At 45.5% G+C, this 15422-nt stretch carries 13 protein-coding genes and 1 tRNA gene; 10 read left to right on the top strand and 4 right to left on the bottom strand.

Features of this window, described 5'->3' with window-relative positions:
• Window positions 1–7 precede the first annotated feature (7 nt).
• Window positions 8–847 (bottom strand): alpha/beta fold hydrolase, encoded by an 840-nt coding sequence (locus FC34_RS03430; RefSeq protein ID WP_057893978.1) that lies wholly within the window; start codon window positions 845–847, stop codon window positions 8–10.
• A gap of 113 nt (window positions 848–960) precedes the next feature.
• On the opposite strand from FC34_RS03430, the gene FC34_RS03425 reads away from it, so the two are divergent.
• The 3 genes from FC34_RS03425 (at window position 961) to FC34_RS03415 (ending at window position 4517) form a co-directional block, all read left to right on the top strand.
• The gene (locus FC34_RS03425) at window positions 961–1515 is read left to right on the top strand and encodes a TetR/AcrR family transcriptional regulator (protein ID WP_057893977.1); all 555 of its coding nucleotides are present in this window, start codon (window positions 961–963) and stop codon (window positions 1513–1515) included.
• Between the two features lie 244 nt (window positions 1516–1759).
• Window positions 1760–3547, top strand: coding sequence for a CocE/NonD family hydrolase (locus FC34_RS03420; protein ID WP_057893976.1), 1788 nt, complete (start codon window positions 1760–1762; stop codon window positions 3545–3547).
• A 76-nt stretch (window positions 3548–3623) separates the two neighbouring features.
• Window positions 3624–4517, top strand: coding sequence for a LysR family transcriptional regulator (locus FC34_RS03415; RefSeq protein WP_057893975.1), 894 nt, complete (start codon window positions 3624–3626; stop codon window positions 4515–4517).
• 267 nt (window positions 4518–4784) lie between these two features.
• Here the strand turns inward: FC34_RS03415 and FC34_RS03410 are convergent.
• Window positions 4785–4855, bottom strand: a tRNA-Gln gene (locus FC34_RS03410).
• 129 nt (window positions 4856–4984) lie between these two features.
• On the opposite strand from FC34_RS03410, the gene FC34_RS03405 reads away from it, so the two are divergent.
• Window positions 4985–6415, top strand: a complete 1431-nt coding sequence (locus tag FC34_RS03405; RefSeq protein WP_057893974.1) for a C69 family dipeptidase — start codon at window positions 4985–4987, stop codon at window positions 6413–6415.
• A gap of 35 nt (window positions 6416–6450) precedes the next feature.
• On the opposite strand, the gene FC34_RS09605 is transcribed toward FC34_RS03405, so the two are convergent.
• Together FC34_RS09605 and FC34_RS03400 are read right to left on the bottom strand one after the other, a co-directional pair.
• Complete coding sequence (locus tag FC34_RS09605; RefSeq protein WP_157052211.1) at window positions 6451–6627, bottom strand: hypothetical protein; 177 nt, start codon at window positions 6625–6627, stop codon at window positions 6451–6453.
• The gene (locus FC34_RS03400) at window positions 6620–6946 is read right to left on the bottom strand and encodes a hypothetical protein (protein WP_057893973.1); all 327 of its coding nucleotides are present in this window, start codon (window positions 6944–6946) and stop codon (window positions 6620–6622) included. The genes FC34_RS09605 and FC34_RS03400 overlap by 8 nt, the downstream gene beginning before the upstream one ends.
• Window positions 6947–7054: 108 nt before the next feature.
• On the opposite strand from FC34_RS03400, the gene FC34_RS03395 reads away from it, so the two are divergent.
• The 6 genes from FC34_RS03395 to FC34_RS03370 all read left to right on the top strand — a co-directional run bounded on the left by FC34_RS03395 (window position 7055) and on the right by FC34_RS03370 (window position 15393).
• Window positions 7055–7720, top strand: a complete 666-nt coding sequence (locus tag FC34_RS03395; protein ID WP_057893972.1) for a histidine phosphatase family protein — start codon at window positions 7055–7057, stop codon at window positions 7718–7720.
• A 167-nt stretch (window positions 7721–7887) separates the two neighbouring features.
• Window positions 7888–8547, top strand: coding sequence for a TetR/AcrR family transcriptional regulator (locus FC34_RS03390; protein ID WP_057893971.1), 660 nt, complete (start codon window positions 7888–7890; stop codon window positions 8545–8547).
• Window positions 8540–10270, top strand: a complete 1731-nt coding sequence (locus FC34_RS03385; protein WP_057893970.1) for an ABC transporter ATP-binding protein — start codon at window positions 8540–8542, stop codon at window positions 10268–10270. The genes FC34_RS03390 and FC34_RS03385 overlap by 8 nt, the downstream gene beginning before the upstream one ends.
• Window positions 10270–12183 (top strand): ABC transporter ATP-binding protein, encoded by a 1914-nt coding sequence (locus FC34_RS03380; protein WP_083479216.1) that lies wholly within the window; start codon window positions 10270–10272, stop codon window positions 12181–12183. Before FC34_RS03385 ends, FC34_RS03380 begins: the two co-directional genes overlap by 1 nt.
• Window positions 12184–12490: 307 nt before the next feature.
• Window positions 12491–14704, top strand: a complete 2214-nt coding sequence (locus tag FC34_RS03375) for a hypothetical protein (RefSeq protein ID WP_157052210.1) — start codon at window positions 12491–12493, stop codon at window positions 14702–14704.
• 47 nt (window positions 14705–14751) lie between these two features.
• Entirely contained in the window at window positions 14752–15393 is a 642-nt protein-coding gene (locus tag FC34_RS03370; RefSeq protein WP_057893968.1) for a hypothetical protein, read from the top strand.
• Window positions 15394–15422: the final 29 nt, after the last annotated feature.

Genomic DNA, 15422 nt, shown 5'->3' with positions numbered 1-15422 from the left:
TCACTCCTTATAAAAGTACAGCTGCTAATGTGGTCCCAAAGCCTTCTGGTTTTTGGGCATAGCCTAAATGGCCACCAGGAATATCATAAATTGTCACATCCCAGTACTGCGCTAAGAAATCGTTGACCATCTGCGGGTAAGATCCTCGTGAATCTGTCCCATCAAGCAAACTAATTTTATCACGATATTGCTTTAACAGATCGATATCAATCTTGCGGCTAGTATATTGACGAATTTCGTACTTGAACCAGTATTGCATTCCCTTGACGCGAGCGTCAGCTGTCACTGCATCAGCACCCACGACAGGTTTGCCCATCATTTGAGCGTCGAGTCCACCAATTCGCATGGCTTGCCCAAATTTGACCATGGCAGCTTGCATATCGCCGGTCAAAGCAGTTTGAACAATGTCGTTGTTAGTGGCTTGGTCTTGGGCTGCAGTTGGCAAAAAACTATTGATTGGTGGTTCATGAAAGGCAATCTTTTCCACGATCTCAGGAAAGTCTTGCAAGGTTTCCATCGCGACAATCGAACCAGATGAGCTACCCATGATGTACGCCTTCTGGTTTGGGCTCAGCGCTTGAGCCAACGCATGGACATCTTTAGCATCGGTCTTAATGCGGTAAGTGCTATCAATATCGATGATGTCTTCGGGAGTCGCGCCAGTGAGCTCGCTTTGGCCATAACCGCGCCGATCAAACATGACGACCATAAATTTGTCTTTCAAGAATTCAGCGGCGTGGGCAAAAATATCACCAGTGCCATTCGCGCCTGGAATGAGAATCAATAGTGGACCGGAACCAACAGTGTCGTAATGTAATTTTGCGCCTTCAAGATTTAAATAACTCATCGTAAGAATCTCCTTTGAATAAAGTTTATGGGGTTACCAGGAATGACTTGCTAACTCATGATATGCACTGTAAACTCATGGTATGAGTTTGTCAACAGAAAGGAAGTAAAACTTTGAAACGTGGCAGTTTAACTAAAGAACGCATTATTGATGAAGCTTTGAATATCGTCAGCACAGTGGGATTTGATCAATTAACTTACAACGGCTTGGCCCGGTCTCTTGGGATTCAACCGCAATCCATGTACCGTTATGTCGCTAACATCTCGGATGTCCGCACGAGCGTGATTGCGACCTATATGACAGCATTAACTCAAGCGATGTATCAGGAGTTAGTGCCTTATTCCGGTGCTGACGCATTGCGACAATTAGCGATTAGCTTTGTGACCTATACTCAAACTGGCGTTTCATTTACAGATATGGTCAGCGGACTGATTACCTATCGTCAGAATCTTGAAGTGGCTGAAGCTGTCAATGGTTTACACGATTTGGTGACAAGGTTGATTCAGTCGGTCACCAGCCAAGCAGAACGGGTGGAACCTAATGTCCATCTATTTTTGAATTTTGTTATTGGTTCACTGACACTTTTGACAGTGCGTCAAGAGAGTCGCGAAACAAACCTTGAAGAGTATGAAGCCAATGTGGACCGCATTTTGAGTCTATTAAAATAGTCGATATCATTCCTCTGGTCAGAAGTCTCAGGCTAACCCTAGAATCTGGGGGGGCATTACGATGGGCAAATATTTATTGGATTCCCACCAGATGTGGTGCCATCAGCATTATTTTAGGTATTCAATTTTTGAATAGTTCTCCCCAAAATGCCCTTAACATACGGAAACACTATTTTACGGGGTGCCTAAATCTGGATATACTGACAAAGTACTTAAGAGATGAAAAACACTTGGAGGTAATGATATGACAAGCAAGATTACTGAAGATATGAAATTTAGTCCAGCCTTTGAATATGTTGATAACGGGATTGAACATGGGGTCTTGAGTCCCTTTGAAACCAAGACTGTTATCTTGAAGAAGGGCGAGGTCATTGCAGAAGGCTTCAAACCATTGAGCGTTGATATTAAAATGCTCAAGGATGTGCCTGTTGAAATGCGCGACGGCGTCATCATCTATGCAGACATTTTCATGCCTGTTGACGCTGAAAAAGTGCCAACATTGGTTGCATGGAGCCCTTATGGTAAGAGTGCCGGGACCGCGCCACGTTACCGCAACTTGTTCGGCATGCTGGGAATGGGCAATGCTTGGAATTCTGGTTTAACCAAATTCGAAGCACCCGATCCTGATTACTGGGTACAACATGGTTATGCGGTATGTAACCCAGACATGCGGGGAATTGCGCACAGTGAAGGCAATATTACAATGATTGGCTCACAAGAAGCACAAGACGGCTATGACTTGATCGAATGGATTGCGCAACAAGATTGGTCCAACGAAAAAGTTGCTTTGAGCGGAACCTCATACCTGGCATGGTCACAATGGTTTATCGCTGCTGAGCAACCACCTCATTTAGCTGCAATCAACCCAACTGAAGGACTCTCCGACGGGTATCGGGATTTAGCGTTCATCGGTGGGATCCCTGATAAGAACTTCATTGAACGGTTGAACGTGAACCACGTGAGCGCGAACCCAGATGCCTTGCGTGAAGATTTAACCAAGGAAATCGATGCGTATCCAATGCAAAATGTGCCATTATGGCAGGACAAGTTGGCTGACACCAGCAAGATCAAAGTACCAGCGTTTGTGATTGGCAGTTATGCCAACACCTTGCACACCATGGGGACTTTCCGCGCTTGGCGTCATTTGGGCTCCGAACAGAGCTGGTTGCGGATTCACGATCGGCAAGAATGGCCATATTACTATGATCCAGCAAATACTGAAGAATTACGTCGCTTCTTCGATTACTATCTGCTTGATAAGCAAAACAATTGGCCAGACACACCAAAAGTGCGTTACTCAATGATCGACATGGAAGGCGGCAATGTGACTGACATTCCGGCTGACACATTCCCTGCTAAGGGTAGTCAGCAACACAAGTTCTATCTCAATGGAATGACCCGTGCACTACAGGCAGAAGCCAATGCAAAAGACTTTCCAGTTCAATATGTTGCTGGCGCCGTTGATGGTAGTAACCCAGGCCGGGCATCATTCGAAATGACTTTCGATCGGACCACTGAATTCTTGGGTTATCCAAAGGCCACCTTATTCATGGAAGCAAAGGGATATGACGACATGGATATCTTCGTGAATGTTCAAAAAGTTGATGTCCGCGGTAACATTTTGAGTGAATTCATCGTGCCTAACCATGGCCCAGCTTTGCAGGACTTCACACAAGAAGGCGCATCTGCATTGCGTTACAAGGGTGCTTGGGGCCGGTTACGCGCATCAATGCGTCACTTAGACGAACAAGAATCGACAGATGAAATCCCGGCTTACAGCTTTGATCGGGTGGAAAAGCTTAAGGACGGCGAAATCGTGAAGATGGATATCGTGCTAAGCCCAGTTGGTTTATCCTTCAAAGCCGGTGAAAGCCTGCGCTTGGTTGTCAGCTCTAAGAATGAATCTGGGTCAGTGATGCCTGGAACACCAGGAGCAACGCCTGATAATCATGGGATGCACATCATTCACACTGGTGGGGAATATGCTTCTTACGTTCAGTTACCAGTTCTAAACGGGTTATTCGTTAAATAGTTTCCTTGCACATAAAAGATGCTTGCGGTAGCTTTGAATAAAGCCACTGCGGGCATTTTTTATTGGAGGAATCAGGTTGAAATTTTCAACATTAGAATATTTTGTGGCTGTCGCCACTGAGAAGAGTTTCACCAAAGCCGCGGCCAAACTTTATCTTTCGCAACCAACATTGAGCCGGCACATTGGAGAATTGGAGGCCGAAGTCGGGGTGAGGCTTTTCAACCGGCAACCGCATAATTTAGAATTGACCAGTGCGGGGACGAAATTCCTAACTGAAGCGACAATTGTTCTGGACCAGATGGATCGACTGGAACATTTATTTGACAACAGCGGTGAAGTTGAATCGGCTGGGATTATTAAAATTGGTTATTTACCAGGTTTCAATTTGTCAAAGATGTATCAAGGTTTGAATGATTTCAAGCGGCACTATCCAAAGGTCCAGTATTTATTGACCCAAGTTGCGCCTGCTGATCTTGTTGCCGGTCTTGAAAGTGGTGAGTTTGACCTAATTTTTAATTTGGCAACCTATTTGGCCCCACTGAACAATATCGTGCAAACCAATTTTTTGGCCAATCATCTCCAATTAGCCATGCCAATTGGGCACAAGTTGGGGCAGAGCAATGAAGTTTCTTTTAACGAATTGCGGAATGAAACCTTTATCCTGCTTGAACGGCAGCAATCGCCCGTCATCGTTGATTATGTTGTCAGCCAGGCCCTCAAAAATGGTTTTAACCTCAAAGCCAACACCTATGTCAAAAACTTGGATGAAGGTCTGACCATGGCTGCCCTAGGCAAAGGGATAGCTTTCTTGTATTCCGGAATGAATGATGGCACGCTTGAGTCGCGCTATCAAATTAAAATCGTGGATTTAATGAGTACGGATAACGATCAAGATATTGTTTGCGCGATGACAACTGACAATTCAAATCCGCAAGTACGCCGTTTGTTTGCACAGTTTCAACAAGAATAGTTGTGTTCGCTTTGATTAAGATGAAATAGGGCCACTGACAAATTGTGTTGTCAGTGGTCCTATTTTTGCAGTTATTCGTGTTTTAGGCTTTCAGTGAAGCCAGCAGCAATTGCGTCCTGCTCTGCTATTGGGATAATTTTCTTAGTCCGAGTTGGATGAGCAGTGATAGAACTGCGAGGAACAAACCGTCAAAATGAAGTGCCGAACGTCAAAAAAAGCTGAACCTGAGACAAATTGTCTCAAGTCCAGCTCACTGCTTAGTCTAGATTGGGTAGGATGGGATCGAACCATCGATTATGGATTCAGAGTCCACTGCGTTACCACTTCGCTACTACCCAATAACAAGAACAGATATTATGATATTCAATTCGGCGACCAATGTCAACGCCTTTACATAAATTTTCACAATGCAAAAGATTTGGTAAAGGCGTACACTGGTAGTAACAAATTCAGAAAGAGGGTTAACAATGACAATTGAATCTGCTTGCACCTCCGTCCTGGTTGGTCAGAAGGCCAGCATTGACGGGTCAACAATGATTGCCCGTAACGACGATACCTTTTTACCACTGATGCCACAACGCTTCTATATGCATCCCGCATGGAAGGGTGAAAAAGACTTAACCGTTACTTCCCCACTTAATGGTTTCACGGCAACGTTGCCAGAAAATGGCTACCGGTATAACGCGGTGCCAAACGTTGATAATGCCCACTACGGTGATTACGAAGAAAGTGGGATTAACGAGAAGAATGTCGCGATGTCCGCAACTGAGAGTACTTATGGGAACGAACGGACATTAGCTTTGGATCCATTGGTTGTTGATGGTTTGGATGAAGATTTGATTGTTAACATGGTGCTGCCATTTATTGAATCAGCTCGCCATGGGGTCGAATACTTGGGCCAATTAATCAAGCAATATGGTTCACCTGCTGGTAACTCAGTGTTGTTCTCCGATAAGGACAATGTTTGGTACATGGAAATCGTCACTGGCCATCACTGGGTTGCGCAACGTATCCCTGACGATGCCTACGCGGTAGCAGCGAACCAAGTGGCCATTCAACAGGTCGATTTCTCAGATACCGACAATTTTGCTTGGAGCGAAGGCATTCGGGAATTCGTCGACATGCATCATTTGAATCCTGACAAAGAAGGCTGGAACTTCCGGCATATCTTTGGCACGATGAATGAAAAGGATCGTCACTACAACACACCTCGGGTTTGGTATGCGCACCATATTTTGAATCCAGAAGTGCCTGAAGAACCCGAATCAGCCGAATTACCGTTCATTATGCACACTGACCATTTGATTACCCCTGAAGACATCGAATTCATCTTGGGTAGTCACTATAATGAAACCCGCTTTGATCCATTGGGTCATGGTTCCGATGCTGACCGATTGCGTTACCGGCCAATTGGCTTGAACCGCACACAAAATTCGCACATTTTGCAATTACGGAACCAAGTGGACGAAGGCTTATCAGCAGTGATGTGGTTAACCTTGGGAATTCCTGAATTTAGCCCGTACGTGCCATTCTATACGAATGCGACTGATACCGACCCTAGTTATTCTGAAACACCGCTAGAAATGGATGTTGACGCTGATTCTGCCTACTGGCTGCACCGGACATTAGGTGTCTTAGTAGAAAGTCATTACAGCAAATTCATCCAACAAAATCGGGATTACTTAACCGAGTTGAATCGCGTTTACCGTGCTCATATTCATGATACCGATGAAGGGGCAGAAGGTTTGACGGGTAAAGCTTTGACCAAGTTCCTGACTGAAGCTAATTACAAGATTGTTGATCACACGAAGTCAGCAACTAAGGACCAAATTAATCAAATGATTATGCAAGGCCTGCAGTTATCACACCTGACCTTTAACATGGATAAGAATCTCTAAACCCAAAAATACCCTGACATTTGTCAGGGTATTTTTTAGTGGCGCCAGATCCAGAAAGCATAGATGACAATGATGAGCGCATACGCAAGGCTCGCTAAGGCCAAGAAGGCAAACCAAGCAATGCCAAAGCTCAATCGGCCTAGCATGAGCAAGCCGGCAAAGATAACGGCCTTGAACGCGCGGACAAGCAACTCCTGCCGAAGTTTATTCAAAAGAAACCTCGATAAGAAGTTTGCCCTGTTGAGTCAGGTGACTGCTGGTCAGCCACACTTCGTCAGGTGTGGCTAGAGGCTCATCTGGATTGATGAGCTCAGCGAGCCAAGCAATGAGATCAGGATTGTCTGGGACAAACCACGCTGCCATGCGTACGACACTGAGACGGTCGTCAGGAAACATGACACTTTGGCTCGGCATAATCAGCGTATCTGAGACCACAAAGGTAATGACATTTTGATAATCGTTTTGATTTACTTGATAGGCTTCTGGATGTTGCTGGAGGTAGTTAAGCAAGATTACAGTTAATTCTGTCATGAGTCGGTCCTTTCATTGTTGCAGTAATGACCTGTCCAAGTCTGCGGACTATTCCTGATTATGATAGCATGGAATTGTAGCAAAAACTAATTGACCGGAGGGAAAATGATGACTATTCGATTCTATCTTGTCCGGCATGGCGAAACACCCATGAATAAGGCCGGCTTGTTGCAGGGAATTACTGATGCACCATTGACGCCGAAAGGGGAAGCCGCGGCCGATCGAGTCAGCGCGTTATTACGGCCTGTGACCTTCTCAGCTGCCTTCAGTTCGGATCGTCGGCGCGCAGTTGAAACAGCGCAGCGCATTCTCGCTCCACAAATTCTGCCGATTTCACAGTTGACAGGGCTGCGTGAGTACTACTTTGGCGGACTCGAGGGGACCTCGGGTTCGGCACTGATGCGCCAATCCGTGGCCAAAGCCGGTTTCTTAACGATGACCCAGTTATGGCATGGTGAAGATCGCTTTCCGAAGCTAATCCGAAATTTTCATCGCATGGATCCGACAGGCCAGGCTGAGACTTTTCCAGAGCTTAAAGCCCGGGTCGAGGCTGCGTTTGAACAAGTGATCGCCCAAAGTCCAAGTGACGCGAATGTGTTAGTTGTGGCTCATGGTGTCGTCTTGAGCATGCTGGTGTATCTATTAGATCCTAAGGCGCTGCCGCTGAATCTTTTAAAAAATACTAGCGTGACCCGAGTTGATTACGACGGTGAGTGGCATCTGCTCGGTGTCAATCTCACGCGTGAACGGGATTTGAATGCACTGAGTGAATAAGTGAACACAATGGAAACCGGCATGAGCATCTGCGTGCCGGTTTTGTTGTGTTTGCAGTATCATGATTTATAAATAGATAAATTTTTTTGTTGCTATTTGAGCGTGTTGATTCTATAATGACAACTTGTCACATGACAGATTGTCATTTAACGGAAGGGAGGGTTGAAATGCCTAAAAGCACATTTTTTAATTTACCGATTGAGAAGCAGAATCGACTGCTGGAAGCCGCCCGAATTGAGTTTTCAAAACAGCCGTTTGCTGATGTCCCAATCAGCAATATTATCCGCCGGGCCGAGATTCCTCGCGGTAGTTTCTATCAGTATTTTGAAGACAAAGAGGATTTATACTTCTACCTAATTAGTACCCAGCGCAAAGCTGAGGATGACCGCTTGAAGCAGCTTCTGACGGCGAATGACGGAGATTACTTCAAAACGATGGCAGCAAACTTTAACGCATTGATTGATGACATGGTCTCTGGGCCCAATGCTGACTTGTACCGACAAATGTTCTTGCATATGAGTTACCATGGCGTTTCGCGCTTGGCGCCTGGCCCAGTGCCGGATCATGAGCCAGACTCCCGCTCCGAGCAACTGACCTACCTGTATGAGCATATGAATTTAGCGTCACTGCGGGTGAAGAATTTGGCTGATTTTAAAATGCTGCTGGGTCAAACCGTTGGCATTTACGCCCAAACTGTCGGCCATTTTCTGGCTCACCAAGCGCATGGTGAACACATCGCCGTGACTGAACTCAAGTCTCGGCTTGAACAACAGCTCAACTGGTTCCAATACGGAGTGGCAACAAAAGAAGGAGGCAAACATGTTTAAACTGGCAAAGAACCGTATATCCACTTGGGCCATCATTGGCGCGGTTGTCTTCATGATTATCCAAGTGATTAGCAATCTTTACTTACCTAATTTGACTGCCGATATTGTTAACAACGGCGTGGTCAAAGGGGATATCAATTATATTTGGCAAACAGGGATTAAGATGATTGGCTTTACCCTGTTGAGCGTGGTCGCTGCAGCGCTGAACGTCTTTCTGGCGTCTCGAGCGTCACAAAAATTAGGTCAAAATTTGCGCTCCGATGTGTATTCCAAGGTCATTAACTATTCTAATGATGAAATGGATCAGATCGGGACTTCAAGTTTGATTACTCGCACAACCAACGATGTCACGCAGATTCAGAATGTCTGGATGATGATTCTGCGGATGATGATCATGGCACCAATTATGCTCGTTGGGGCGGCTTTCCTGGCTTACCAGAAGAATCACACCTTAACCGGCGTATTCTTAATTGCTTTGCCTATCTTGGCTGTATTCATTGGGTTGATTATGTATTTCGCGGTGCCATTGTTTAAGGCCATGCAACAAAAAACCGATAATATTAATTTGGTCTTTCGTGAAGGTTTGACTGGGGTTCGGGTCATTCGGGCTTTCCGGCAGGACCAATTTGAACAAGACCGTTTTGAGAAGGTCAATCAAGATTACACCCACAATGCCATTAAGGTTTACTCCATCATGGCGTTGATGTTCCCAATCATGACTTTAATTATGAGTGGGACGAATGTTGGGATTACTTGGTGGGGCGGTCACCTGATTGCCTCAGGCAACTTGGAAACAGGTAACTTGATTGCTTTCATGACTTACGCCATGCAAATTCTCATGAGCTTCATGATGCTCTCAATGATCTTTGTCTTCATTCCACGGGCCCAAGCTTCCGCTGTCCGGATCAGCCAGGTCTTGAACCAGAAGACTTCACTTGTTGACCCAGCCTCCCCAAAAACTTTTACCAATACGACACCAGCCTTGGCGTTTAACAACGTTGACTTCCGATATCAGAATGCTGAAAATCCAGCTCTGTCAGGCGTTGACTTCTCAATGACCGCCGGACAAACCGTTGCCATCATTGGTGGGACGGGGTCTGGTAAGAGTACCTTAGTTAACCTGATTCCACGGTTCTATGATGTGGAAAAGGGGAATGTTTCCGTGAACGGATTGGATGTTCGGGACGTCGATGTGCATGCGTTACGCGATGAGGTTGCCTTTGTTCCTCAGACTGCCGACTTATTCACCGGGACTGTCCGTGACAATTTACTCTATGGGAACCAGAAAGCCACAGATGATGAGCTCTGGAAGGCCCTTGAAATTGCCCAGGCCAAAGATTTCATCTCGGCTGATCCTGCTGGCCTTGATCTCCACGTTGAACAAGGCGGGGATAACTTCTCAGGCGGTCAAAAACAGCGGTTGGCGATTGCGCGTGCTTTGGTCAAGGATTCCTCTGTTTATGTTTTTGATGATTCATTCTCTGCGCTGGACTTTAAGACCGACGCGAACTTACGGGCTGCATTGAAAGCTGACGATCGGATTAAAAATCGGATTGTTGTAATCGTGGGTCAACGGGTTTCAACCGTTGCTGATGCGGATACTATTCTTGTGCTTGAAGACGGCAAGATGGTTGGCAAAGGCACACACGATGAGCTGATGAAGACAAATGCGACCTATCAAGAAATCGTTCAATCACAATTGAAGGAAGGAGCGGACGCATAATGGCAGATCAAAAGAATACTTCTAACAATACAGCCCCAACTCCAGCGCCTGCGATGCGTCCTGGTGGCGGTGGCGGCGGTGGTTTCCGCGGCGTCGTCGAAAAACCCAAGAATTTCTGGGGCACGACATTTCGGCTGATGGGCTACATGCGTTCACGCTTAGTTGGTGTGATTGTGGTCTTGCTGCTGGCTATCGGGTCGTCATTATTCCAAATTCAGACACCAAAGATTCTGGGGGAAGCAACCACAGAAATCTTTAAAGGTGTCATGAAGGGGATGGCTGAACAAAAAGCCGGCATGAAGGTGGCTGAATTACCGATTAATTTTGATAAAATTCAACAAATTATCCTGTTCGTTCTGGTCTTGTATTTGGCCAGTGCCGTCTTTAGTTTCTTGCAACAGTTCATCATGACGCGGATTTCTCAGCAAACCGTCTACGATCTGCGCAAAGCGCTCAAAGAAAAAATGCGCACTGTCCCAATTAATTATTATGATACCCACAGCAATGGGGATATCATGTCACGGGCGATTAACGATATGGATAATATCGCGTCTACCTTGCAACAAAGTTTGACGCAATTAGTCACGAGTACAGTGACATTTGTGGGGACTTTGTGGATGATGTTCACCATCAGCTGGGAATTAACCCTGATTGCTTTAGTGACAATTCCGTTGAGCCTTGTGGTTGTCGGGATTGTGGCACCAAAATCACAACGGTTCTTCGCTGGTCAACAGGCCGCGCTCGGGTTATTGAACAACCAGGTTGAAGAAACTTACGCCGGTCAAAATGTGGTCAAGAGTTTCAATCGTGAAGCTGACTTGGTCAAGGATTTTGAGACCCAGAACAAAGCTTATTATGATTCCGCATGGAAAGCCCAGTTCATCTCTGGGATTATCATGCCACTGATGACCTTCATGAATAACATTGGCTATGTATTCGTTGCTATTATTGGGGGGATTCAGGTGTCTAACGGCGCCATTCCTTTAGGGGATATTCAAGCATTCTTGCAATATATGCAACAATTTAGTCAACCAATTTCACAATTGGCCAACTTGGCTAATACCATTCAATCAACCATTGCCAGTGCTGAACGGATTTTCGCCGTTTTGGACGAGCCAGATATGCAAGACACACCATCAGGTTTGGACCCAATCCCAAACGATCCCAACAAGTTGGAATTGCAACATGTGCAGTTTGGTTATGACAAAGACCTATTGATGACCGATTACAACTTGCAAGTTAAGCCTGGTCAGATGGTTGCTATTGTCGGACCAACCGGTGCTGGTAAATCGACTGTTATTAACTTGTTGGAACGGTTCTACGATGTGCGCGGTGGCTCGATTCGTCTTGAAGGGACAGATACGCGCGACATGAAGCGTGAAGATCTGCGGTCTCACTTTGCGATGGTGCTCCAAGAGACATGGCTGTTCACTGGAACCATTTGGGATAACCTGAAATATGGTAAAGAAGATGCCACGGATGATGAAATCTTAGCCGCTTCCAAGGCTGCTCACGTGGATAACTTCGTTCGGCAGTTGCCAAAAGGTTATGACACTGTATTGAACGAAGAAGCTTCCAATATTTCTCAAGGCCAGCGTCAATTGCTGACGATTGCCCGGGCCTTTGTGGCTGATCCTGAAATTTTGATTTTGGATGAAGCGACAAGTTCTGTTGATACGCGGACTGAAGTTCATATCCAACATGCGATGGAACGGTTATTAACCGACCGGACCAGTTTCGTAGTGGCTCACCGGTTATCTACGATTCAAAATGCTGACAATATCATCGTGATGAACCATGGCGGCATTGTTGAAACCGGGACGCATAAAGAATTGATGGCTAAGAACGGCTTCTATGCTGATCTATATAACAGTCAGTTTAGCGGCAACGTCAAGCTTGAACCAACTAGCTAATAACCGAAAAATCCACCATCTCGATTTGAGATGGTGGATTTTTTTTGCATAAACTTCCGAAACCTAAGCGCCACAAGAGTTTGTGATTAATTTAATTTAATAATAATTGTTATGATTCCTATACGTTTTTCGTTTTGATATTATAAAAAATGAAATAAATAAAGGCAGGAGGAACCCAATGATTGCGACAGCGATGAAACGATTTTTCCTCATTATTTTGTTGGTACTACCAGGAATTCTACCCGTCCATGCGGCTGGAGGCGCAACCGGGCGCGCGCAGACAATTTTTAATCAAGACGACTATCGGGTGAGTAGTGACTATCAACTGACCAGCGGTGAAAACATTGCCTGGCAGTTCGTCGTGACCAAACCAGAAACGGAAGGCAAGCAGGCCATGACGCTGACACTCCAGAATGCCGACCCTAACTTGGCCCAGCCAACCGTGGCTGCCGATTCAGACATTGTCCCAGAGAAGACAACACAAGCCAGTGATTCTGAGACGGCCTTTGATTTCAGCTTGCCTGAAGCGGCTGGGCAGTATGCCATCAAAATCAACTCAGCAATTTTAGCCGCACAGGCAAACTATACCTTGGGCTTGACGGCAAAGTTTGATGGTCAACTAGAAATGGTCAGTGACTTCGTGACCTTGAAGGCCGCTGATCTGTCAGCGGGTATTGAAGGCACAACACCTGAAGCCGATGCCGTGGCACCAACTGCTGCGCCCGCAATTGGGTTAGGGACACAGTATCCATTTGGGATTGCGACAGGATTTCAGTGGATGGCGGCAGGGCAGATTGATATGCATCAGCACTTTAACATCCCGCAGGTGGCCGCAGACCGCTTTACAGCCCGAATGTGGACGGGAATAAATTTTTCTAAGGCCCTGGTGCTTGGTAGTCAATATCAACAGGGCACCGGAGAATACGAGGCACAGTACACCCTAGCCCAGGGAGCTAAATTGATAACAAGTCCTGGAGTGACCACAGCTGAGGTTGCAAACCCAAAAGATTCCAATGAATACACACGAATCGACAATCTCGCAGTTACACCCAATTTTGCAGCATTCGGAGTGCAACCGACAGATAATTATTCAGAAATTGGGCTTGAAGATAAGTTGGCTATAGTATCAGCATATTATGCGGATCATCAGGCGATAGCCGCAAACTATCGAGTGGAATATGTGAAAGAAGTTTCTCCAGAAAGTGGTCATGTCAATATAGACTTGGCTAATAGAAAGTTGACCGAGAATACCATCTTATATCTAGATATGGATCTTAGTGGCATTGCAGCGGCGAATAATCGAACGTTTGATTTGACATTTACGAATGTTTCTTCTTGGGACGATTTTAAAAATTTACCACGAGTCATTGTGAATTTTATAAACGCCAATACGTCGTACCTCAATAGAATTCAAATTAGAGTGAATGATAGAGAAAGCCATCTTCTTCCGGGTGAAAATGGTAAAAACCAAGAGATAGCTAGTCGCTTTGTTTTAAATTATCACGATTTCACTGGCAGTGTCGGGTACAACAATGGGTCTGCTATTGGTCAAACTATCGCACCCAGGGCAGACGTTAGGGTCGATAATGGTCAGTATTTTCCTAAAATTGCGGCTAAGAATATTTACATAAACTCGGGAAGCTTTGATTACACTGCGGATCCAAATCCTGAACAGCCAGAAGTTCCCAAACCAGAGGAAGAAAATGATTTTCTGGTGGCAACTGCTGAGATTGAGCAACAAAACGCATCTCCTGTTGATTTTACGACAACAGCAAGCGGAATAGACGAAATCAAATATGGGCAGAAGGTGTCATTTGATCTCCAATGGAAGGATAAAAAGGGCCGCAAACTTTGGTACCAGCTCGGTGACGAGAATGCCCGGTGGACAGTAGTTGAAGGCGCGAATTCCACCGGTTTGACAGATCAAGAAGTTTTACCTATTAAGATTCGACAACCGGCCAATGAAGTAGGCACAGTGGCGACTAGCTCGAAACAATTCACATACTCACTGCCCAATCAGAAGATTCGATTCGCTCTTGGCGAGTCCGAACCGATAAAACCAGATAAGGCACTTACCACAGCGTGGTTAACGCTTAGCCCAGGAACTCTGAAAGTGGGTGTTCCAGATGTGAACTTTGGTCTTCGGGACGCGGGTGAGCAGAATATTTTAGCAGAAAACGTCAAACTCAAGGTCGGCAATAGTTTGGGGGTCAACTTCAGTCTCACCTCCACCTTGACCGGTACTGATAATTCAAATGATTCGCAACCAGATCCGATCTTCACAATTGACAAGAATTTCCGCTTTGTGAAAGGCCAGACGACGCAGTACTACATGGATAATAAAACCTGTCGCGAAGTACAAATGGACCATGTGAAACCGGAAAACAACAACGAGGAATACACAATTTCTTTGAATTTCAAAATTGACGTGCCCGAAGGCATTGAATCCGGTACATATCAGACGGGAATCAGATGGACGCTCTTGAATATAGGGGGTGATGGCAGCAAAAACGCAGCGTAATCCCTCATTGTGACAAAAAAACGACCAAACGATTAGGAGGAACAAATATGTTTAACCCAAAATTTAGCCGTCTTACCGTTTTAGCTGGAATTTTATGGAGTACTGCTGCATTTGCTGCACCTGTTGTCAACGCAGAGCGGTCAGACACATTGAACACGCTTGGAGAAATTGGAATCGTGGAAAGTAATAGCTTTACTGTCCAAAAAGCCCCTTATCTAAAGTTCGCCTCGGCTAACTTGGATAAACTGCAGGATGGTGAAGATCAAACATTAGCACTAGAAAGCTTCACAGTTAACAATGAGGGATACCACACCGATGTTGAAGGTAATTCTGATGTGGCTGATGAGATTGTTATAAAAAATAATACCGAAGTTCAGAACTGGTCCTTGTCCGTCGAAATGACAGATTTTATCAATGACAGTACAACACTTAAAGTGGAAAGTCTTAATCTGTACACTGACCAAGGTGATGCCCCTTTGAAATTAATACCAGGCGGTAGCGCGAAAAATATCGTAACCGGTGGCCGCGAAAAGAAAACAATCAAGATTAAGCCGACCACTTCGAATGCTACTATTTCCGGAAATAACGCAGACAATTTGAAGATTAACGTAAAAGATACTGACAAGCCATTTCAAGCTCGGATTACGTGGAATTTGAAAGATGCACCTGCAGGTGAGCCAGCCCAATAATCTCCCACATCCTGAAAGGTAGGCGCTAA

This window comes from Lacticaseibacillus brantae DSM 23927, assembly GCF_001436115.1.
Lineage (GTDB): Bacteria > Bacillota > Bacilli > Lactobacillales > Lactobacillaceae > Lacticaseibacillus > Lacticaseibacillus brantae.
Note: the sequence above shows the minus strand (reverse complement) of the source record. Positions and strands in the feature narration are given on the sequence as shown.